The organism is Massilia sp. BGA-UO-ETr-WB1 (assembly GCF_059567845.1).
Map to the genome: position 1 here is coordinate 641,208 of NZ_JCAQOT010000027.1, position 19,731 is coordinate 660,938.

At 63.9% G+C, this 19,731-nt stretch carries 19 protein-coding genes and 1 tRNA gene; 13 read left to right on the plus strand and 7 right to left on the minus strand.

Going from position 1 to position 19,731, the window contains the following annotated elements; translation table 11 throughout:
* Nucleotides 1-1,311, minus strand: coding sequence for an O-acetylhomoserine aminocarboxypropyltransferase (locus AC56DV_RS29810; RefSeq protein WP_496317825.1), 1,311 nt, complete (start codon nt 1,309-1,311; stop codon nt 1-3).
* 196 nt (nt 1,312-1,507) lie between these two features.
* Here AC56DV_RS29810 and AC56DV_RS29815 point away from each other — a divergent pair, with 196 nt between their 5' ends.
* A complete protein-coding gene (locus AC56DV_RS29815) occupies nt 1,508-1,963 on the plus strand; it encodes a CBS domain-containing protein (RefSeq protein WP_056389356.1) in 456 nt (151 codons plus the stop codon).
* Between the two features lie 48 nt (nt 1,964-2,011).
* On the opposite strand, the gene AC56DV_RS29820 is transcribed toward AC56DV_RS29815, so the two are convergent.
* Complete coding sequence (locus AC56DV_RS29820) at nt 2,012-4,273, minus strand: GGDEF/EAL domain-containing response regulator (RefSeq protein ID WP_496317826.1); 2,262 nt, start codon at nt 4,271-4,273, stop codon at nt 2,012-2,014.
* 203 nt (nt 4,274-4,476) lie between these two features.
* On the opposite strand from AC56DV_RS29820, the gene aroC reads away from it, so the two are divergent.
* Entirely contained in the window at nt 4,477-5,580 is a 1,104-nt protein-coding gene (aroC, locus tag AC56DV_RS29825; protein WP_496317827.1) for a chorismate synthase, read from the plus strand.
* A gap of 63 nt (nt 5,581-5,643) precedes the next feature.
* Nucleotides 5,644-6,810, plus strand: coding sequence for an MFS transporter (locus tag AC56DV_RS29830; protein WP_496317828.1), 1,167 nt, complete (start codon nt 5,644-5,646; stop codon nt 6,808-6,810).
* Here AC56DV_RS29830 and AC56DV_RS29835 read toward each other — a convergent pair.
* A complete protein-coding gene (locus AC56DV_RS29835) occupies nt 6,791-8,317 on the minus strand; it encodes an HDOD domain-containing protein (RefSeq protein WP_496317829.1) in 1,527 nt (508 codons plus the stop codon). The two genes, AC56DV_RS29830 and AC56DV_RS29835, sit on opposite strands and share 20 nt — an antisense overlap.
* Nucleotides 8,314-10,038 carry a putative bifunctional diguanylate cyclase/phosphodiesterase gene (locus AC56DV_RS29840; protein WP_496317830.1) on the minus strand — a complete coding sequence of 575 codons (1,725 nt, stop codon included), beginning with the start codon at nt 10,036-10,038 and terminating at the stop codon, nt 8,314-8,316. Before AC56DV_RS29840 ends, AC56DV_RS29835 begins: the two co-directional genes overlap by 4 nt.
* A gap of 336 nt (nt 10,039-10,374) precedes the next feature.
* Between AC56DV_RS29840 and upp the strand changes: the two genes are divergently transcribed.
* From upp to AC56DV_RS29855, 3 genes are all read left to right on the plus strand, one after another.
* The gene (gene upp / locus AC56DV_RS29845) at nt 10,375-11,025 is read left to right on the plus strand and encodes a uracil phosphoribosyltransferase (RefSeq protein WP_496317831.1); all 651 of its coding nucleotides are present in this window, start codon (nt 10,375-10,377) and stop codon (nt 11,023-11,025) included.
* Between the two features lie 12 nt (nt 11,026-11,037).
* On the plus strand, nt 11,038-11,400 hold the full coding sequence (locus AC56DV_RS29850; protein ID WP_496317832.1) for an Hpt domain-containing protein: 363 nt from the start codon (nt 11,038-11,040) through the stop codon (nt 11,398-11,400).
* A 288-nt stretch (nt 11,401-11,688) separates the two neighbouring features.
* Nucleotides 11,689-11,892, plus strand: a complete 204-nt coding sequence (locus AC56DV_RS29855) for a cold-shock protein (RefSeq protein WP_008448165.1) — start codon at nt 11,689-11,691, stop codon at nt 11,890-11,892.
* An 88-nt stretch (nt 11,893-11,980) separates the two neighbouring features.
* Here AC56DV_RS29855 and AC56DV_RS29860 read toward each other — a convergent pair whose 3' ends face one another.
* Nucleotides 11,981-12,898 carry a LysR family transcriptional regulator gene (locus AC56DV_RS29860; protein ID WP_496317833.1) on the minus strand — a complete coding sequence of 306 codons (918 nt, stop codon included), beginning with the start codon at nt 12,896-12,898 and terminating at the stop codon, nt 11,981-11,983.
* A 149-nt stretch (nt 12,899-13,047) separates the two neighbouring features.
* Between AC56DV_RS29860 and aceB the strand changes: the two genes are divergently transcribed.
* Nucleotides 13,048-14,646 carry a malate synthase A gene (aceB, locus tag AC56DV_RS29865; protein ID WP_496317834.1) on the plus strand — a complete coding sequence of 533 codons (1,599 nt, stop codon included), beginning with the start codon at nt 13,048-13,050 and terminating at the stop codon, nt 14,644-14,646.
* A gap of 17 nt (nt 14,647-14,663) precedes the next feature.
* Here aceB and AC56DV_RS29870 read toward each other — a convergent pair whose 3' ends face one another.
* Together AC56DV_RS29870 and gloB are read right to left on the minus strand one after the other, a co-directional pair.
* Nucleotides 14,664-15,326 (minus strand): 2-hydroxychromene-2-carboxylate isomerase, encoded by a 663-nt coding sequence (locus AC56DV_RS29870; RefSeq protein WP_496317835.1) that lies wholly within the window; start codon nt 15,324-15,326, stop codon nt 14,664-14,666.
* Between the two features lie 10 nt (nt 15,327-15,336).
* Nucleotides 15,337-16,128: a hydroxyacylglutathione hydrolase gene (gene gloB, locus AC56DV_RS29875; protein WP_496317836.1), complete on the minus strand. Its 792-nt coding sequence runs from the start codon at nt 16,126-16,128 to the stop codon at nt 15,337-15,339.
* Nucleotides 16,129-16,142: 14 nt separating this feature from the next.
* On the opposite strand from gloB, the gene AC56DV_RS29880 reads away from it, so the two are divergent.
* The 6 genes from AC56DV_RS29880 (at nt 16,143) to AC56DV_RS29905 (ending at nt 19,416) form a co-directional block, all read left to right on the plus strand.
* Nucleotides 16,143-16,931, plus strand: coding sequence for a class I SAM-dependent methyltransferase (locus AC56DV_RS29880; protein ID WP_496317837.1), 789 nt, complete (start codon nt 16,143-16,145; stop codon nt 16,929-16,931).
* Nucleotides 16,924-17,361 (plus strand): ribonuclease HI, encoded by a 438-nt coding sequence (gene rnhA, locus AC56DV_RS29885; RefSeq protein ID WP_496317838.1) that lies wholly within the window; start codon nt 16,924-16,926, stop codon nt 17,359-17,361. The genes AC56DV_RS29880 and rnhA overlap by 8 nt, the downstream gene beginning before the upstream one ends.
* Nucleotides 17,362-17,437: 76 nt before the next feature.
* The gene (dnaQ, locus tag AC56DV_RS29890) at nt 17,438-18,151 is read left to right on the plus strand and encodes a DNA polymerase III subunit epsilon (protein ID WP_496317839.1); all 714 of its coding nucleotides are present in this window, start codon (nt 17,438-17,440) and stop codon (nt 18,149-18,151) included.
* A gap of 61 nt (nt 18,152-18,212) precedes the next feature.
* Nucleotides 18,213-18,287 (plus strand) — tRNA-Val (locus AC56DV_RS29895).
* 112 nt (nt 18,288-18,399) lie between these two features.
* Complete coding sequence (locus AC56DV_RS29900) at nt 18,400-18,942, plus strand: site-specific integrase (protein ID WP_496317840.1); 543 nt, start codon at nt 18,400-18,402, stop codon at nt 18,940-18,942.
* A gap of 54 nt (nt 18,943-18,996) precedes the next feature.
* Nucleotides 18,997-19,416, plus strand: coding sequence for a site-specific integrase (locus AC56DV_RS29905; protein WP_496318502.1), 420 nt, complete (start codon nt 18,997-18,999; stop codon nt 19,414-19,416).
* Nucleotides 19,417-19,731: the final 315 nt, after the last annotated feature.

Below are 19,731 nucleotides of genomic sequence, written 5' to 3' on the forward strand. Positions count from 1 at the left end.
TCAGCCCCCTTTCTGCGACAGTCTGAGGCCGCGCGCCAGGTCCTCGATCAGGTCGTCCACGTCCTCCAGCCCGACCGACAGGCGCATGGTGCCCTCGGCGATGCCGGACGCCGCCAGCTGTTCGGCCGGCACGCGGAAATGCGTGGTGGACGCGGGATGGATGACCAGCGACTTGGCATCGCCCACATTGGCCAGGTGCGAAAACACCTTCAGGCTGTCGACGAAGCGCCGGCCGGCGGCGCGGTCGCCCTTGATGGTGAACGAGAACACGGCGCCGCAGCCCCTGGGCAGCAGCGTCTTGGCCAGTTCGTAGTCCGGGTGCGTGTCCAGCTCGGGATAGGACACCGACGCCACCGCGTCGTGCGCAACGAGGAACTCGACCACCTTGCGCGTGTTGGCCACGTGGCGCTCCATGCGCATGCCCAGCGTCTCTATGCCCTGCAATACGGCGAAGGCGTTGTGCGGGCTCATGACGGCGCCGAAGTCGCGCAGACCCTCGCGGCGGGCCCGCAGCGCGAACGGCGCCACGGTGGATTCCTCGGCGAACACCATGCCGTGGAAACCCTCGTACGGCTCGCACAGCTCGGCGAAGCGGCCGGTCTTGTCGTAGGCGGCTTGCCAGTCGAACGTGCCGCCGTCCACCAGCAGGCCGCCGATGGCGGTGCCGTGCCCGCACAGGAACTTGGTGGCCGAATGGAACACCAGGTCCGCGCCGTGGTCGAAAGGCTTCAGCAGCCAGGGCGTGGTGAAGGTGGAGTCCAGCATCAGCGGCAGGTGGTGCTCATGCGCCAGCGCGGCCACCGCCGGCACGTTCAGCACGTCCAGCCCCGGATTGCCCAGCGTTTCGGCGAACAGCACCTTGGTTTCGGGCCGGATGGCGGCGCGCCAGGCGTCCAGGTCGCGCGGATCGACGAAAGTGGTCTCGATGCCGAAGCGCTTGAGCGTGTAGCCCAGCAGGTTGTGCGAGCCGCCGTACAGCGCGCGCGAGGCGACGATGTGCGAGCCGGCGCCGGCGATGGTGGCCAGGCCAAGGTGCATGGCGGCCTGGCCGCTGGCGGTGGCGATGCCGGCCACGCCGCCCTCCAGCGCGGCGATGCGCTCTTCCAGCACGGCGTTGGTGGGGTTGGAGATGCGCGAATAGACGTGGCCCGCGCGTTCCATGTTGAACAGCGCCGCCGCATGGTCGGAATCGCGGAAGGCAAAGGACGAGGTGAAGTGGATCGGTGTCGCGCGCGCGCCGGTGGCCGGGTCGGGCGCGGCGCCTGCGTGAAGGGCAAGCGTATCGAAGCCAGGGTAATGGGGACCGCTCATGGATGTCTCGTTTTGGTTATTGAGGTGGCAAGATCGTACCGCGCGCGGTGCGGCTGCACAACCGCTGCGCAACCCACCGCGCAACATGCAATATTTGATATTGCGCAATACTGGATTTTTCTCCGGGCATACGCTACATTCGCAGTAAGGCTTACAATAACTACAAATCCCATTCACACGGACAGGACGGCCCAAAATGAAAGTCTCCGAAATTCTTCAAGTTAAAGGCAACATCCTCTACACCATCAAGCCCGACCAGCCTTTGTCTGAAGCGGCGAAAACCATGGCCGAGAAAGACATCGGCTCGCTGGTGGTGATGGAGTTCGGCGACCTGGTCGGCATGCTGACCTTCCGCGAAGTGCTGAAGGCACTGCACGAGAACGACGGTTCGGTCGGCGGCGGCACGGTGCGCAAGCACATGGAAGACCACCCGATCACCGTAACGCCGGACACGGAAGTCAACGAAGTGCGCCGCATCATGCTGGAAAAGCACGCGCGCTATCTGCCGGTGATGAACGCGAAAACCCTGCTGGGCGTGATCTCGTTCTACGACGTGGCGCGCGCGGTGCTCGAAGCGCAAAGCTTCGAGAACCGCATGCTGAAAGCATACATCCGCGATTGGCCGGCCGAGGAAGAACAGCCGGCCGACTGAAGGCGCGCCGGCCTCAAACAAAAAACGCTGTCCGAGGACAGCGTTTTTTTATGCCACGCCTTCCAGCGCGTCGTTGTTGAGCCATCCGTTGAGGGCGTCGGCCGTCATCGGGCGGGCGAACAGGAAGCCTTGCGCCAGCGGGCAGCCCAGCGACTGCAGGATCTGGGCCTGGCGCTCGTCCTCCACGCCTTCGGCGATCACCGCCAGGCCCAGGTTGCGCCCCAGCTGGATCACCATCTCGGCGATGCTGCTGCCGCGCGCCGAGCCGGTGATCTCGGTGACGAAGGCGCGGTCTATCTTCAGGCGGTCGATCTGCAGCCGCTGCAGATAGGACAGCGACGAGAAGCCGGTGCCGAAATCGTCGATCGCGATGCTGACGCCGGTCTGCTTGATCTGGCCCAGCATCTTGATCAGCAGGTCCGGCTCTTCCATCGCCATCGACTCGGTGATCTCGAGCTCCACGAATTCCGGCGGCGCGCCGGTGTCGGCCAGCGCGCGGCGCAGCATTTCGAGGAAGTAGGGGTGGCGGAACTGCACCTGCGACACGTTGATCGACATGGTGAAGTTGTCGTGGCCGGCCGCGCGCAGGGTCACCAGCTCGCGGCAGGCGGTGCGCATCACCCATTCGCCCAGGTCGATGATCAGGCCCGAATACTCGGCAATCGGAATGAAACGGTCCGGCGAGATGAATTTGCCGTCCGGCGTCTGCCAGCGCAGCAGCGCCTCGGCGCCCACCGGGCGGCGCGTGACCAGGTCGATCTGCGGCTGGTACACCACGAACAGCTGGTTCTGGCCGAAGGCGGTGCGCAGCGCGTGCATCATGCGCACCCGTTCGCGGATCTCCACGCCCATGCTGCGCGAGAAGTAGAAGTGGCCGGCGCGCTGCTGGGTCTTGGCGCGCTTCAGGGCGATGTCGGCGTCCTTCAGCGCGTCGGCGCCGCTGCCGTCATGCTCGGCCAGGCGCACCAGGCCCAGCGTGGCCGACAGCTGCACGTCCTGGCCGTCTATGCTGAACGGTACCTGGAACAGCGCCAGTATCATGGCCGGATTCACTTGGGCGGCATCGCCCAGCACGCAGAAGATGTCGCCGCCGATGCGGGCCACAGTCAGCTGCTGGCCCAGGTTGGTTTGCAGGCGGTCCGCCACGGCCAGCAGCAGCAGGTCGCCGAACTGGTGGCCGAGCGCGTCGTTGGTCTCGGCGAAGTGGTCCAGGTCCACCAGCGCCAGGCTGGCCTCCTGCTTGGCCGGGCCGGCCAGCGCGGCGTCCAGGATCTCGACCAGGCGGGTACGGTTGGGCAGCTTGGAGAGCTGGTCGTAAAAGGCCGCGTTGTGCAGGTGCGACACCAGCTCGACATTGTCCAGCCCCACGGCGACGTTGCTGCAGAACACTTCCAGCAGCCTTTCCTCCAGCTCGGTGACCGGCCGGTCCAGCAGCAGGAACGCGACGAAGGCGCGGCTGGCCTTGCCGGCAAAGTACAGCGTGATGCAGCCGTTGCCGTAGTGGTTGCGGCGCTCGTCCAGCGTGCGCTCCATGGCTTCGGTCACGCGCGGCTCGTTGCGCATGGTCAACTGCAGCCCGTCCAGGTGGGCGTAGCTGCCGGCGGCGGCCATGGCCATCAGCTCGTGGCAGCCGCTGTCCGGGCATTCCTGCACGCACAGCACGCCGTTGGCCGGCTGGCGCAGCAGGGAGGCGATCTGCGCCAGCACGCCGGCGGCGAAGTTGTGCACGCCGTGCAGCGACATCAGCTCGGTGCTGGCGTGGACGATCTGGTCCAGGCCGCGCCGGCTGTTGCTGATCTTGCGGATCTGCTCGTAGGAGCGGATCGCCGCCGTCACCGTGGTGAACAGCTTGATGCGGGTCAGCTCGGACTTGGTCTTGTAATCGTTGATGTCGTAGTCGCGGATGGCGTCGATTTCCGGCGCGTAGCCTGGCTGGCCGGTGCGCAGGATGATGCGCACGTCGGCCAGCTTGAGCGTTTCGCGGATGTAGCGCACCAGGTGCAGGCCGGCGTCGTCCTGTTCCATCACCACGTCCAGCAGGATCACGGCGATATCCTGCTCGTGCTTGAGCATTTCGCGGGCCTGGCTGGCCGAGTAGGCGTGGACGAATTCCAGCGGACGCTGCTGCATGTCCAGGTTGCCGAGCGCAAAAGTGGTGGTGGAGTGGACGTCTTCGTCGTCGTCGATGATCATCACCCGCCATACCTCGCGGGAAGCGTGCGCTGCCGGTTCGGCTGGATGCTCTTCCAAGAATACCAGATCGTCCTGATCGTCCTTGTGTTGGTCAAGGGGCGTGATCGATGGGGGCATGTGTCGCTTCTCCAGATATCTCGGTGTTCTTAATTCAAGTATATAGCGAATTGTTAGGTAGAACGATCATTTCGATGCTTTCCTGTCACCAATAACGACATTTTAATTAGTACTGATGAGTACTATTTTGGCATGGTTGCCACGGCCGGGGCGGGGGACTGGTAGAATTAAAGGATTCCCTCAGTCCACTCACTCTGCTCCCTATGTCCGGTAATTCCTTTGGCAAGCTGTTTTCTGTAAGCACTTTCGGCGAATCGCATGGTATTGCGATCGGTTGCGTCATCGATGGCTGCCCTCCGGGCCTGCCGCTGAGCGAGGCCGACATCCAGCCCGAGCTGGACCGCCGCAAGCCCGGCACCTCGCGCCACGTCACCCAGCGCCAGGAGCCGGACCGCGTCGAGATCCTGTCCGGCGTGTACCAGGGCGTCACCACCGGCACCCCGATCGCGTTGCTGATCCGCAATGAAGACCAGCGCAGCAAGGACTACGGCAACATCTCGGAAAGCTTCCGTCCCGGTCATGCAGATTACACCTACTGGCATAAATATGGCGTGCGCGATCCGCGCGGCGGCGGCCGTTCCTCGGCGCGCCTGACCGCGCCCATCGTGGGCGCGGCGGCGGTGGCCAAGAAATGGCTGCAGCAGCAGTACGGCACCGTCTTCAAGGGCTGCATGAGCCAGCTGGGCGACATCGCGGTGCCGTTCGAGGGCTGGGAGCATGTGCCGAACAATCCCTTCTTCGCCGCCAGCGGCGACGCGGCGCTGATCGCGCGCATGGAAGATGCAATGGACGCGCTGCGCAAGGAAGGCGATTCGATCGGCGCCCGCATCGAGGTGGTGGCGCAGAACGTGCCGGTCGGGCTGGGCCAGCCCATCTACGACAAGCTGGACGCCGACATCGCCTACGCGATGATGGGCATTAACGCGGTGAAGGGCGTGGAAATCGGCGCCGGTTTCAAGTCGGTGGCGCAGAAGGGCTCCGAGCACGGCGACGAGCTGACTCCGCAAGGCTTTATCGGAAACAACGCCGGCGGCGTGCTGGGCGGGATCTCCACCGGCCAGGACATCACGGTGTCGATCGCCATCAAGCCCACTTCGTCGATCCGCACCCCGCGCCGCTCGATCGACAAGGACGGCAACCCGGTGATGGTGGAAACCTTCGGCCGCCACGACCCCTGCGTGGGCATCCGCGCCACGCCGATCGCCGAAGCCATGCTGGCCCTGGTGCTGATGGACCATGCGCTGATGCACCGCGCCCAGTGCGGCGACGTGAGCGTGTCCACTCCGGATATCGCGCGCGCCCAATAGCGCTTTCAAAACGCTGTTCAACCTGTTTCCGGCCGTTCCCGCCCAGGCGGAACGGCCACCGCCATGCCCACCCAGTTTTTCAGCTTCGGCAGCTTCCTTTTCTTTTACTACGCGCACGCGGGTACCTTCTCCACCTACGCCAGCCTGTTCTTCGCCGACCAGGGCATGACGGTGGCGCAGATCGGCGTGCTGATGTCGCTGATCCAGGTGTTGCGCATCTTCGGCCCCAACCTGTGGGGCTGGGTGGCCGACCACAGCGAGCGCCGCGTGCTGGTGTTGCGGCTGACCGGCCTGGCCGCGCTGACGGCGTTCTCCGGCTTCTTCGTCGGCAGCACCTTCGCCCACTTCTTCGCGGCCATGGTGCTGCTCAACCTGTTTACCAGCGCGCAAGGGCCGATCTGCGAAGCGCTGATGCTGTCCGAAATGCGCGGCGACCTGACCCACTATGGCCGCATCCGCCTGTGGGGATCGGTCGGCTTCATCGTGGCCGCCATGCTGACCGCCTACGCGCTGGATTACTGGGGCACGCGCGCCTTGCCGTGGGCCGCCGGCGCGCTGCTGGCGTGCGTGGTGGGCGCCGCGTTCCGCATGCACGACGTGCCGCGCCAGCAGCACGCTGGCCCGCGCCCCGCGCTGCTGGCCGTGCTGCGCCGGCGCGAAGTGCTGGCCTTCTTCGCCTCCACCGCGCTGATGGTGTCCGCCCACACCTCGCTGTACACGTTTTACTCGCTGTATCTCGAGCGCGCCGGCTACAGCAAGACCGTGATCGGCGCCATGTGGTCGCTGGGCGTGGTGGCCGAGGTGATGCTGTTCTATTTCCAGGCGCCGCTGCTCAAGCGCTGGGGGGCGCAGCGCCTCCTGATGCTGGCCTTTGCCGCCGCCGTGCTGCGTTTCGCCATGATAGGGGCGGGCGCGCACTGGCTGGCGCTGCTGGTGCTGGCGCAGCTGCTGCACGCGGCCACCTTCGCGCTGCATCACTCGTCTTCGGTGCTGGCGATGCAGCGCTGGTTCGCCGGGCCATTGCAGGCGCGCGGGCAGGCGCTGTACATCAGCATTTCCTACGGGGTGGGCGGCACGCTGGGCGGGCTGGGATTGTCGCAGTGCTGGGAAAGGCTGGGCGCCGAATCGATCTACTTTGTTGCGGCAGGGCTGGCGGCGGGCGCCGCAGTGGCGGCGGCGCTGTCGTTCCGCTGGCAGCAGCGGACGGAAACTAAGCCACCCGGTTGCTGACCGCTTCCAGCCGGTGGCGGCGTTCGACCGCCTTGACCACCAGCGCGCGCATATCGTTCAGCAGGCCGAACTCGGTCTGGCTGAGCTGGATGGGCGGGAAGGATTCGTCCCAGTCGCCGTAAATAAAGCCGGCCGGCTGCAGGTTCGACAGCAAGGGCAGGATCACGAAGCTGCGCGCTTCGGACAGGCTGGCCTTCCACCAGGCCGGCAGCTTGGCGGCGAATTTCGGGTCGCGCGCGTTTTCGATGAAGATCACGCGGTCGCTGTTCAGGGCGGCGTGGAACACATTCGGTTCGTACGCTTCGTCGAACGCCATCTCGCCCAGCTTTTCCTTCATGCCCTCGCCGAAGCACATCTTGGCGGCATAGCGGCCTTCGCGGCGGTTGCGCACGAACGCCACCGCGCGCGAGAAGTCCAGGCCCTGGTACACCGTCTCCAGCGCGATGGAGACCATCTGGCCCGGGCTGGCCGAGTCCACCAGGTCGCGCATGTCGGCCAGGCCGCTGAGCAGGATCTTGTTGCCGGCGGCGCGCTGGCGGGTCTTGGCGAGCGCCTTGGCGCGCCGTTCGGCCGGCTTGGACAGCGGCGCGATCGACAGGTCGTTGGCGGCCGCTACGCGGGCTTTTTCTATCGCCTCGCCCATCTGCTCGGGCGCCACGCCCAGCATGCCGGAATAGCTTTCGGTGATGCGCTTCACTTCCAGCGCGCCGGCCTCGTCGTCATGCCACAGCGACTCGGCGCAGCGGGCCGACATGGTGGACAGGCCGGCGATCCAGTCGGCGTGGTTCACTTCCGCGCCCGGTTCGGCCGGTCCCACGATGCGCATGCCGCTGATCAGGTTCTTCGGCAAGCCCCAGTGGGTGGCGGCGGCGCTGCCCACTTCTTCCATCGTCAGGCCCAGCACCTGCTGCGCCGCGTCGTCTTCCTTGCCGGCGCCGGCGATTTCCTGCATCCGGCTCCAGCGTTCCGGCATGTAGAAGGTGATCATCATGCGGCCCAGCGAGTGCAGCAGCGAGCAGACCACGGCTTCCTCGGCGTGGCGGCTGTTGGCGCTGGAGGCCACCTGCTGCGCCACCATGCCGGCCAGCACGGCCTTTTCCATTTCCACGTGGGCGCTGGACGAACCGGCGCCCGCGCCGGCCACCGACAATTCCTCGATCAGCTTCAGGCCCAGCGCCAGGTGGCCGATGGCCTCGGTGCCCAGCACCAGCACGGCCTTGCTGACCGTGTTGACGTGCTGGCCGAAGGCCGAATACATGCCGCTATTGGCCAGGCGCAGCACTTTTTGCGTCAGCACCGGGTCCGACAGCACGGTTTGCGTCATGTTGAAATCGCTCTCGTCCTCGCCGCGCATGGCGCCCAGGATGGAGGAGATGGCCTTGGCGAAGCCGGGCATGTCGCCCTGCATGCGGGTGCGGTCCCACAGCTGGGACAGCGTCTTGTTGCCATCGGCCTCAGGCGCCGGGCCCGCGGCAGCGGCGAGTGCCTGGTTCAGCGGGGAATTCATGCCTGCACCTGCCGCGTATCGGGCCGGAGATCGGACCGGGGATCAAGCTTCGCCTCCGGTGGCACCAGGTTGGCGTAAGTGCGCTCGCGCAGCGCCGCCATGGCCACGTGCGCGGCCATCGGCTTGCCGGTCAGGTAACCCTGGATGTACTGGCAGCCGCGTTCCTGCAGGTGCGCCAGCTGCTCTTCGGTTTCCACCCCTTCGGCCACCACGGACAGGTCCAGGTGCTTGGCCAGGTCCAGCACGGCGTTGCAGATGGCGCCATCCTTCTGCGAGCCGGGCAGGTCGCGGATAAAGGCGCGGTCTATCTTCAGGACCGAGATGGGGAAGCGTTTCAGGTAGGCCAGCGAGGAATAGCCGGTGCCAAAATCGTCGATGGCGATGCGCGCCTTGCGTTCCGCCATCCGGGTCAGGATGGTTTCGGCGTGGGCCGGATCGATCATCAGCGTGCCTTCTGTAATTTCTAATACCAATTGCTCACCCGGGAGGCCGGAGAACGCCATCGCGTCGTCCAGCACGTCAAGGAATTTGTCGTTGCGGAATTGCCGAGGGCTAATGTTAACAGATATGTACAGTGGCCGCTTGGCAACTTCCTCGAACTGCTTGAGCTGCACGCAGGCCGCCTTCAGGGCCCAGGCGCCGAGCAGGTTGATCAGGCCGTTGGTTTCGGCTATCGGGATGAAACGCACCGGCGGCACCATGCCCAGGGTAGGGTGCTTCCAGCGCATCAGCGTTTCAAAGCCTTCGATCTCGCGCGTGCGGGCATCGACGATGGGCTGGTAGTACAGCATGAACTCGCCTTCGCGCACGGCCTGGAACATGGCCGCTTCCAGCGAAATGTCGTGCTCCGGCGGGCCGCCGTGGCGTGGACTGTAGACCACGCAGCGCGCCTTGCCGGTTTCCTTGGCGCGCGACATGGCCGCGTCCGCCAGCGCCACCAGGCGCACTTCGTCCTCGGCGTGCTGCGGGTAGACCGACACGCCGACCGAGGCGCCCAGGTAGATGGTGTGGGTGTCGATCTCGAACGGCGCCTGCAGCGTGGCCAGCAAGCGGCCGGTGACCAGCTTGATCTGGGCTTCGCTGGCGGTGCCGGGCAGCACGGCCACGAATTCGTCGCCGCCCACGCGGGCCAGGGTGTCCGAGTCGCGCAGGGTCTTGCGCAGGCGCGCGGCAGCCATGCGCAGCACGGCGTCGCCGACCGGGTGGCCGAGGCCGTCGTTCACCTTCTTGAAGCCGTCGATGCCCACCGTGGCCACCGAGAAGCCCTGGCCGGAACGGCGCGCCTGGGCGATGGTCATGCGGATGCGGTCGGACAGCAATAAGCGGTTGGGCAGTTCGGTCAGCGCGTCATGGGTGGCCATGTGGCGCAGGCGTTCCTCGGTGGCGTGCTGGACGGTCAGGTCGCGGCCCACCGCCAGGATGCCGGCCGCCGGGCCGGGGCCGGAGCGCCCGTAGACGGACAGGCGCAGCTCGAACCAGGTTTCGCCCAGTTCGCCCTTGAGGCGCACTTCCACGCGGGTGGCGGCGCCGGACTGCGCCAGGTCGGCCAGGGCCGCCTTCAGCGCCGGCTGGTCGGCCTCGCTGGACAGCGCAACCAGGCTGGCGCCGTCCAGGCTGTCCAGGCCGGACAGGGTCAGCGCGTGCTTGCTGGCGAACAGCACCGCGCCTTGCAAATCAAGCCGGAACACCACATCGCCAGCCTCCTCCAGGAGGCTGTCCATCTCGTTGTGGCTGGCGCGCACGGGCACTGTAGGGGCACTGGATAGCATCGTGTCGGTCTACTCTTTCAGAACTATTGTTGCAAAACCAGAACGAAATGTATCACTGTTGAGGCATGAAAAACATGAAAAACGACAACATCTATGCATGATTTGCAAAAAAGGCTTGATGCGCGTCAAAAAAGTCCCCTCTATAGAGTAGCAGACGAGCAAAGTTGCCGTGCAAATGGGCGGTTTCCGGAGCGGCCGGAGCGGCTGACAATAATTTCAGCGAAAGCATTCCACCGGGCCCGGATGACTGGGATAATGCGGCCTATAACCGATTTGATATGAGTAACCATGAAACAAGACCCGCGCTTCCCCAACCTGTTCATCACCGACCATCCGCTGATTCAGCACAAGCTGAGCCACATGCGCGACAAGACGACCTCGACCCGCACCTTCCGCGAGTTGTTGAAGGAGATCACGCTGCTGATGGGCTACGAGATCACCCGCGACCTGCCGCTGGGCACGCGCGAGATCGAAACCCCGCTGATGACCATCGACGCGCCCGTCATCGCAGGCCGCAAGCTGGCCATCGTGCCTATCCTGCGCGCCGGCATCGGCATGAGCGACGGCCTGCTGAGCCTGGTGCCATCGGCGCGCGTCGGCCACATCGGCGTGTTCCGCGACCCCGACACCCACCAGCCGGTGGAATACCTGGTGCGCCTGCCGGACCTGGCGGAACGCACGTTCATCCTGTGCGATCCGATGGTCGCCACCGGCAACTCGGCGGTGCACGCGGTGGACGTGCTGAAGAAGCGCGGCGTGACGGACGAACAGATCATCTTCCTGGCCCTGGTGGCCGCGCCGGAAGGCATCGAAGTGTTCCAGAAGTCCCATCCTGGCGTGAAGATTTACTGCGCTTCGCTGGACAGCCACCTGAACGAGCACGCCTACATCGTGCCGGGCCTGGGCGACGCGGGCGACCGCATCTTCGGCACCAAATAAGAGGAGCAGCGCGTGGCGACCCTGGCCGACCCGAACTTCCGCGCGCGGCTCAGTGCGCTGGGCGACAAGTACGCGGCCGGCATTCCCGCCACGCTGCAAGCGATTTCCGCCGCCTTGTCTCATTGCCGCAACGCCGATTCGGATGCGGAATCGCTCGAAAAACTGCACGCCTTGCTGCACGGTGTAGCAGGTTCTGCGGCAACTTTCGGCTTCGCCGCCTACGGCGCCGAGGCCCGCCGCATCGAGCAGGAACTCCTGCCGTTGCTGGGGAAACGTCCCGCCGAGGTGGCTGGCTGGGAGGTCCTGGCGGAGCAGCTGGAACGCTACCTGTCCTGGGCAGCGCGCGACCCCGGGGCGGTGGTTTACGCAGGCTGAAACCGAAGTTTATTTGCGCACCTTTGATATTCCTCAAGCGCGATCCCCGGATCTTGTCTATAGTGACACACATGCCGCGCGAATTTGTGCTCGGGGAGATCTGGCTAGATGGCTACACCACCAAAGTCACATCCTTGCATTTATTTTCGTGAAAACGGGATTTTTTCGTTTTATTCGGTATAATGCGGGATCGTTAGATTCAAGAGTAGTGCAGTTTGTCTGTCATTTCTTACTTGCTTCAAACGATATCACGGGCGCAAGCCCAACTTAACTGAAATAGGAATTGTAATGGCAACTGGTATCGTAAAATGGTTCAATGATTCGAAGGGTTTTGGCTTCATTACCCCTGACGAAGGCGGCGAAGATCTGTTCGCTCACTTCTCGGCTATCCAATCGGCTGGCTTCAAATCGCTGCAAGAGAACCAGCGCGTTTCGTTTGAAGTAACCGCCGGCCCTAAGGGCAAGCAAGCTTCGAACATTCAGCCACTGTAATACGCTGAATCTTACGAGATGAAGAAATCCTCGGTTTCCGAGGATTTTTTTTCGTCTGTACGGTCCGCGCGGCCGCACAGGCGGGCCGTCAGGCCGCCGCCTTCTCCTGGCGCCAGTAGCCTGGCTGCGCATAGGTGCGGCGCAGGAAGTCCACGAAAGCCCGTATCCTCAGCGGCAGGTGATTGCGCTGCGCGAACACCGCGTAGATGTCGTTGCCCGGCGCCGCGTACTCGTCCAGCATGGTGCGCAAGCGGCCCGCCTCGATATCGCCGCCCACTTCCCACATCGAACGCCACGCCAGCCCTTTGCCGGCCAGCACCCAGTCGTGCAGCACCGCGCCGTCGTTGCAGCCCATGTTCCCGCCCACCTTCAGCGTGACGATCTTGCCCTCGTGCTTGAAGGTCCAGCCGCGCTGCGAACCGTCGCTGCTGATGGCCAGGCAGTTGTGCTTGTGCAGCTCGTCCAGCGTGCGCGGCGTGCCGTGCCGCTTCAGGTAGGCCGGCGTGGCCACCAGCACGCGCTGGTTGTCGGCCAGCTTGACGCCCACCAGGTTCGAATCCGACAGCGAGGCGATGCGGATCGCCACGTCCACGCCTTCGCCGATAATGTCCACCACGCGGTCGTTCAGGTTCAGCGTGGCGCGCACGTCGCGGTGTTCGGTCAGGAAAGATGGCAGCAAGGGCGCCACGTGCTGCCGTCCAAAGCCGGCCGGGGCCGACACCAGCAGGTGGCCTGTTGCGCGCGCGCTGCGTTCGGCCACCGCCGCTTCGGCATCTTCCAGCTCGGTCAGGATGCGCTGGCAGTCCTCCAAAAACGCCGCGCCCTCGTTGGTCAGCGCCAGCTTGCGGGTGGTGCGCTGCAGCAGTTTCACGCCCAGCCGCTGCTCCAGCGCATCCAGCCTGCGCCCAATAACGGCGGGCGCTATGCCTTCCGCGCGGGCCGCCGCCGAGAGGCTGCCCTTGGCTACCACTTCCACGAAAGTGGAGATTTGTCTGAACTGACCCATGTGAGCTTTCCTAGCACTTGTGCAAAAAACGCATAGATGAAGTGATTTTTAGTCTTGTTTGCATAACTATTTAGTGAATATACTGCAAAAAACAGGTAGACGCCCAGCGCCTATACTGATGATTCAACCTACCCACCATCGGAGATCTCATGACGCAAGCCACCATCACTCTGCCAGCAGGCATGGCAATTACCGGCCCCATCAAGCCCGGCTACGAAACCGTACTGACTCCCGATGCGCTGGCCCTGGTGGCCAAGCTGTCGCGCGCGTTCGAACCGCGCCGCCAGGAGCTGCTGGCCGCCCGCGTGGCGCGCGCCAAGCGCCTGGACGAAGGCGAGCGTCCGGACTTCCTGAAAGAGACCGCGCACATCCGCGCCGGCGACTGGACCATCGCGCCGATTCCGAAAGCGCTGGAATGCCGCCGCGTGGAAATTACCGGCCCGGTCGACCGCAAGATGGTCATCAACGCGCTGAACTCGGGCGCCGACAGCTACATGACCGACTTCGAAGACTCGAACACGCCGAACTGGGACAACCAGATCAGCGGCCAGGTCAACATGATGGACGCCGTGCGCAAGACCATCTCGCTGGAACAGAACGGCAAATCGTACAAGCTCAACGACAAGACCGCCACCCTGGTGGTGCGTCCGCGCGGCTGGCACCTGGATGAGAAGCACGTGCTGGTGGACGGCAAGCGCATCTCCGGCGGCATTTTCGACTTCGCGCTGTTCATGATCCACAACGCGAAAGAGCAGCTGGCGCGCGGCGCCGGCCCGTATTTCTACCTGCCGAAGATGGAATCGCACCTGGAAGCGCGCCTGTGGAACGACATCTTCGTGATGACGCAGGACGAGCTGGGCTTGCCGCAGGGCACCATCAAGGCCACCGTGCTGATCGAAACCATCCTGGCAGCGTTCGAAATGGATGAAATCCTGTACGAGCTGCGCGAGCACAGCTCGGGCCTGAACGCCGGCCGCTGGGACTACATCTTCTCCTGCATCAAGAAGTTCAAGCTGGACAAGGACTTCTGCCTGGCCGACCGCGCCAAGGTGACCATGACCGCGCCGTTCATGCGCTCGTACGCGCTGCTGCTGCTGAAGACCTGCCACAAGCGCAACGCGCCGGCCATCGGCGGCATGGCCGCGCTGATCCCGATCAAGAACGATCCGGAAAAGAACGAAGTGGCGATGGGCGGCGTGCGCAACGACAAGGCGCGCGACGCGACCGACGGCTATGACGGCGGCTGGGTGGCGCACCCGGGCCTGGTGGAGCTGGCCATGGGCGAGTTCACCAAGGTGCTGGGCGACGCGCCCAACCAGATCAACAAGCAGCGCCCGGACGTGGAGGTGACTGCCGCCGACCTGCTGAACTTCCAGCCGGAAGCGCCGATCACCGAAGCGGGCCTGCGCTACAACATCAACGTCGGCATCCACTACCTGGGCAGCTGGCTGGGCGGCAACGGCTGCGTGCCTATCCACAACCTGATGGAAGATGCGGCCACCGCCGAGATCAGCCGTTCGCAAGTGTGGCAGTGGATCCGTTCGAGCAAGGGCAAGCTGGAAGACGGCCGCAAAGTGACCGCTGAAATGGTGCGCGCCATGATCACCGAAGAACTGCCGAAAGTGAAAGCCTCGGCGCCGGACGGCAGCAGCATGAACTACGAACGCGCCGCCGAGATCTTCGAAGAGATGTCGACCGCCACCGCGTTCGCCGAGTTCCTGACCTTGCCGCTGTACGAGGAAATCTAAAGCTTCGGCTGGAAGCCTTAGCCCGCCGCCTTGCGCTGCGCCAGCGCAGGGCGGTCCAGGAAGGCCTGCAGCGCGGCCTCGTCGATGCCGTTCCCCGCCACGCGCCACAGCAGGGAGTCGATGCGGTCCGCGCCCCAGAAGAACTCGCCCTCGTATTCAAAGGTCGGCACGCCGAACACGCCGGCCGCGATGGCCCGCTCGGTGGCTGCGGCCAGCGCCTGCTTGACCTCCGGCGTGGCGGCTGCCTGCGCCAGCGCCTTGCCGTCCAGTCCGCATTCCCCGGCCAGCCCGGCCAGCACCTCCATGTCCGACGCGTCCGCGCCGCGCTCCCAGCACGCCGCATACATCGCCACCACGAAATGCCGGCGCGCCGCCGCATCGGCAATCGCCGTGCTCATGCGCAGCGCGGGCAAGGGGTTGAAGGGATGGCCCGGCGGCCCGGTGAAACGCAAGCCCTTGGCCGCCGCCAGCCGCATCACGTCGCGGAAGGTGTGCACGCGCTTGGCCGGAATCTCGGCCGGCCCCTTCTGCCCGTGCGCATTGAGCATGGCCGCGAACAGCACCGGCACGAACTCCACCGTGCAGCCGGCCGCCTCGATGCGGCCGATTTCCTTGCTGGCCAGCCAGGCGAACGGGCTGATGGGATCGAAATAGCATTTCACCTGCTTCAACTGTTCCATCTGTCCTCGCTTAGAAAGAGTTTTTCCATAGCCGCAGGGCCGCGAATACGGCCACCGGCGCTTCGCCGCCTTGCAATTTGCCTGCCGCCACCAGCTGCGCGGCGATCTGCGGCTCGGCATACCGCAGGAAGGGATTGGTGTTGCGTTCCATGCCCACGGTGCTCGGCACGGTGGGCACGCCGCGCGCGCGCTTGGCCGTGTCCGCCTCCACGCGCGCCTGCAGCGCCGCATTGCCGGGCTCGACCGCGCTGGCGAAGCGCAGGTTGGACAGCGTGTATTCGTGCGCGCAGAACACCTTGGTGTCCGAGGGCAGGGCGGCCAGCTTGTTGAGCGAATCGACCATCTGCGACGGCGAACCCTCGAATAGGCGGCCGCAGCCGCCGGCGAACAGGGTGTCGCCGCAGAACAGCCAAGGCGCGTCGCCGGAGCGCACGTAGGCGATGTGGCCCAGCGTGTGCCCCGGCACCTCCAGCACCGACAGCTGCAGGTCCAGCCCCGGCACGTCCACCGTATCGTCTTCGGACAGCGGCCTGGTGACCGTGGCGATGCCGTCATTGCGCGGTCCGTACACCGGCACCGCGTAATGCTGTAATAATGCTGGGACACCGTCCGTGTGGTCAGCATGGTGGTGGGTGAGTAGAATGGCGGTAAGTGTCAGCCCATGGGCCTTCAGCGCGGCCAGGATGGGCTGCGCGTCGCCGGGGTCGACCACGGCGGCGTTGAGCCCGTCATGGATCAACCAGAGGTAATTGTCATTGAAGGCGGGTATGGTGAGGACGGCAAGCGTGCGGTCAGAGGTCATAGGGAAAGAGCGGCATGGATAGCGCGGCATCCGAAAAATCCATTATAGCGCTGGACAGCTGGCTGCAAACGCCACCGGGCGCCTACGTGCGCGCCTGGGAGCAGGCGCGGCTGGACGAGCTCACCGCCGACATCTTCGGTTACAACGCGGTGCAGATCGGCTTGCCGCAGCTGGATGCGCTGGCGGCCAACCGCATGCCGCGCAAATGGCTGGCCGATACGCGCCCGCGCCCGCTGCGCATGGCCAACGGCAGCGAGCTGCGGCAGGTGGCCGTCACGCTCGATTACGCCGAGCTGCCGTTCGCCTCGCAAAGCCTGGACCTGGTGGTGCTGCCGCACGTGCTGGAATACGCCGCCGAGCCGCACCAGGTGCTGCGCGAAGTGGAGCGCGTGCTGCGCCCGGAGGCGCAGCTGATCATCTGCGGCTTCAATCCGGCCAGCCTGTGGGGCTTGCGGCACGTGACGGCGCGCATCACCGGCAACCATTTCCTGCCGCGCGACGGCGAATTCATCTCTATGCCGCGCCTGAAAGACTGGTTAAAATTATTGAATCTGGGCGCCACGCAAAGCCATTTCGGCTGCTACGCGCCCGCTTGCCGCACCGAAAAATGGCTGCAGCGCTACGCCTTCATGGACAAGGTGGGATCGCGTTCGTGGCCGTATTTCGGCGCGGTGTACATGGTGCAGGCGGTCAAGCGCGTCAAAGGCATGCACCTGATCGGTCCGGCATGGACCAAAAAATCGGCCACCGCTCCAACGGGCGTGCCGGCAACGAACAAAAGGCGGGAACAGCAGGATGGATAAGGTTGAGATTTTTACCGACGGTGCATGCAAGGGCAATCCCGGCACCGGTGGCTGGGGAGCATGGCTGCGCGCCGACGGCGCCGAGAAGGAAATGTTTGGCGGCGAACTGAATACGACCAACAACCGCATGGAATTGCGCGCAGTGATCGAGTCGCTCAACGCGCTCAAGCGGCCCTGCGAAGTGGTGCTGCACACCGACAGCCAGTACGTGCAGAAGGGCATCAGCGAGTGGATCCACGGCTGGAAAAAGCGCGGTTGGATGACGTCGTCCAAGGAGCCGGTGAAGAACGCCGACCTGTGGCAGGCGCTGGACCAGGCGCAATCGGTGCACAAGGTGGACTGGCGCTGGGTGCGCGGCCATAACGGCCATCCCGGCAACGAGCGGGCCGACCAGCTGGCCAACAAGGGCGTGGAAACGGTGCGCAAATAAGCGCGGCAAACCGGATCCACCCGGCCTGGCTTTGCTATACTGCCCGGCTTGCTCCTAGTCTTTCCTGAAGAAATCCATGCGTCAAATCGTACTCGATACTGAAACCACCGGCATCAACCCCAAACTGGGCAACCGCGTCATTGAAATCGGCTGCGTCGAGCTGGTCAACCGCATGCTGACGGGAAATAACTTCCACGTCTACATCAACCCGGAGCGGGAATCGGAAGAGGGCGCGCTGAACGTCCACGGCCTGACCACCGAGTTCCTGAGCGACAAGCCGAAATTCCGCGAAATCGCGCAGAAGTTCCACGAGTACATCCGGGGCGCCGAGCTGATCATCCACAACGCGCCGTTCGACATGGGCTTTTTGAACCATGAATACCGGCTGCTGAACATGCCGCCGCTGGAAGGCCACATTCACGGCGTGATCGACACGCTGTCGGTGGCCAAGGAAATGCGTCCCGGCAAGCGCAACTCGCTGGACGCGCTGTGCGACTTCTTCGGCATCTCCAACGCCCACCGCAAGCTGCACGGCGCGCTGCTCGATGCCGAGCTGCTGGCCGACGTCTACCTGTCGATGACGCGCGGCCAGAACAGCCTGGGCATGGATGTGGAAGAGGAAGTGCAGACCGGCGGCGTGCTGCTGGAGCCGGTGCCGCTGGCCGAGGTCATCGTGCTGGCCGCCAGCGACGAGGAGCTGGCCGCGCACGAAGACACGCTGAACGGGCTGGACAAGGCCGTCAAAGGCAGCTGCATCTGGCGCGCGGCGCTGGCCGTTCCCGCCGCGTAAGGATTTTTCGCGTTTGCCCTTTTACAAACGCCATCGGTGCGCTATAATGCTCGCACTCAACGGGAGGTTAGCTCAGGGGTAGAGCACTGCATTCACACTGCAGGGGTCGCAAGTTCGAAACTTGCACTTCCCACCAATTCTAAGATATTGATTCAAAAGTGTTTTCTCTAACACCCTCAGTATCTGTCCTCCGCTGAATCGGACTGCTTGCCACAAAATTGCCACAACTTAGTGGCAAGGAGCTAGTAGTGGCAACGATTCGACAACGCGGCAAACGAGTAGAAGTTCAGATCCGACGCAAGGGCTGGCCTACCGTCTCAGAGACTTTTCCAGATAAGACTACCGCCCGAGAGTGGGCTACGGTAATCGAGGCCGATATGGTCCGCGGCGTGTTCGTGGACCGATCAGAGGCCGAACGCAATACCTTGGGCGATCTGTTTGATCGTTATCTCCGCGACGTCTCGCCGACGAAAAAAGGCGCTTCCTCCGAGAGCTATCGCCTGCGTTCATTGCGCCGTGATGCGATCTCGGAATACAAAGTCGCGGCCCTCACAGGTAAGGTCCTCGCCGAATGGCGGGATCGCCGGTTGAAGAAGGTCTCGGGATCCACCACCAACCGAGACCTTGGTCTGATTAGTCACGTGATCAACGTCGCGCGCAAGGAATGGGGCGTCAACGTCGAAAATCCTGTATCTATGATTCGCCGGCCGCCTGAAAGTAAGGGCCGCAACCGGCGATTATCGGGAGATGAGGAACAACGGCTACTCAAGGAGCTGGAGCCCAGCACCTGAGGCGACAGCGGGGCATATCAACCTGGTGGGGTACGCAATCTCCTGGTTCGCAGCATTGTCGAATTGGCGATTGAGACGGCAATGCGTCGTAGTGAACTGCTGTCACTGCGCTGGCAGGACGTGCACTTAAACGACCGGTATGTGAGGCTGCGCGACACCAAGAACGGTGAGGCGCGGGACGTTCCTTTAACCAGGCGCGCGGTCCATGTGCTCGAAGCTCTTCCACGTGAGCAGGATGGCCCAGTCATTCCAACGACGGCCGACTCCGTGAAAAAGGCGTTTGAGCGTGCGGTCAAACGTGCTGGCCTTGGAGATCTTCATTTTCACGACCTTCGTCATGAAGGCACCAGCCGTCTGGCGGAGAAACTCGACAATGTGCTTGAGCTCTCGGCTGTCACTGGCCACAAGACGTTGTCCATGCTGAAACGGTACTATCATCCGCGCGCCAAGGACCTAGCGCGAAAGCTGGGGTGAGCCGATGAGCAAAACTTCTCTTTTCCGCTCCTATTACGATTGGCCATACGAAACCGCCGTATTTGTCGTTTAACGTCAAAGGGAATAGCACCAAAGACTTTGCTCCGGTCATTGGCTATCCCTATCACGGAGAGCAGAACGAGCAATGGATGTTTGTTATCGACCCATTCATGAATCCCCCTTTCGCGACACATGCTAATCGTACTTAAGCGCCAATTTCAAGTTGGTCGGCCATTTGCTGCCCTGAGGAGAGCCGAAAGGTGTTGGGCAAGCAGCCGCTTGCAATAGTTCACGAAGGACTCCATCCCAAGTCGT

Bases quoted from the DNA above. Each gene is read 5' to 3' on its own strand.
- AC56DV_RS29810 (WP_496317825.1), bottom strand. From the start codon at position 1,311: ATGAGCGGTCCCCATTACCCTGGCTTCGATACGCTTGCCCTTCACGCA.
- AC56DV_RS29815 (WP_056389356.1), top strand. From the start codon at position 1,508: ATGAAAGTCTCCGAAATTCTTCAAGTTAAAGGCAACATCCTCTACACC.
- AC56DV_RS29820 (WP_496317826.1), bottom strand. From the start codon at position 4,273: ATGCCCCCATCGATCACGCCCCTTGACCAACACAAGGACGATCAGGAC.
- aroC (WP_496317827.1), top strand. From the start codon at position 4,477: ATGTCCGGTAATTCCTTTGGCAAGCTGTTTTCTGTAAGCACTTTCGGC.
- AC56DV_RS29830 (WP_496317828.1), top strand. From the start codon at position 5,644: ATGCCCACCCAGTTTTTCAGCTTCGGCAGCTTCCTTTTCTTTTACTAC.
- AC56DV_RS29835 (WP_496317829.1), bottom strand. From the start codon at position 8,317: ATGAATTCCCCGCTGAACCAGGCACTCGCCGCTGCCGCGGGCCCGGCG.
- AC56DV_RS29840 (WP_496317830.1), bottom strand. From the start codon at position 10,038: ATGGACAGCCTCCTGGAGGAGGCTGGCGATGTGGTGTTCCGGCTTGAT.
- upp (WP_496317831.1), top strand. From the start codon at position 10,375: ATGAAACAAGACCCGCGCTTCCCCAACCTGTTCATCACCGACCATCCG.
- AC56DV_RS29855 (WP_008448165.1), top strand. From the start codon at position 11,689: ATGGCAACTGGTATCGTAAAATGGTTCAATGATTCGAAGGGTTTTGGC.
- AC56DV_RS29860 (WP_496317833.1), bottom strand. From the start codon at position 12,898: ATGGGTCAGTTCAGACAAATCTCCACTTTCGTGGAAGTGGTAGCCAAG.
- aceB (WP_496317834.1), top strand. From the start codon at position 13,048: ATGACGCAAGCCACCATCACTCTGCCAGCAGGCATGGCAATTACCGGC.
- AC56DV_RS29870 (WP_496317835.1), bottom strand. From the start codon at position 15,326: ATGGAACAGTTGAAGCAGGTGAAATGCTATTTCGATCCCATCAGCCCG.
- gloB (WP_496317836.1), bottom strand. From the start codon at position 16,128: ATGACCTCTGACCGCACGCTTGCCGTCCTCACCATACCCGCCTTCAAT.
- AC56DV_RS29880 (WP_496317837.1), top strand. From the start codon at position 16,143: ATGGATAGCGCGGCATCCGAAAAATCCATTATAGCGCTGGACAGCTGG.
- rnhA (WP_496317838.1), top strand. From the start codon at position 16,924: ATGGATAAGGTTGAGATTTTTACCGACGGTGCATGCAAGGGCAATCCC.
- dnaQ (WP_496317839.1), top strand. From the start codon at position 17,438: ATGCGTCAAATCGTACTCGATACTGAAACCACCGGCATCAACCCCAAA.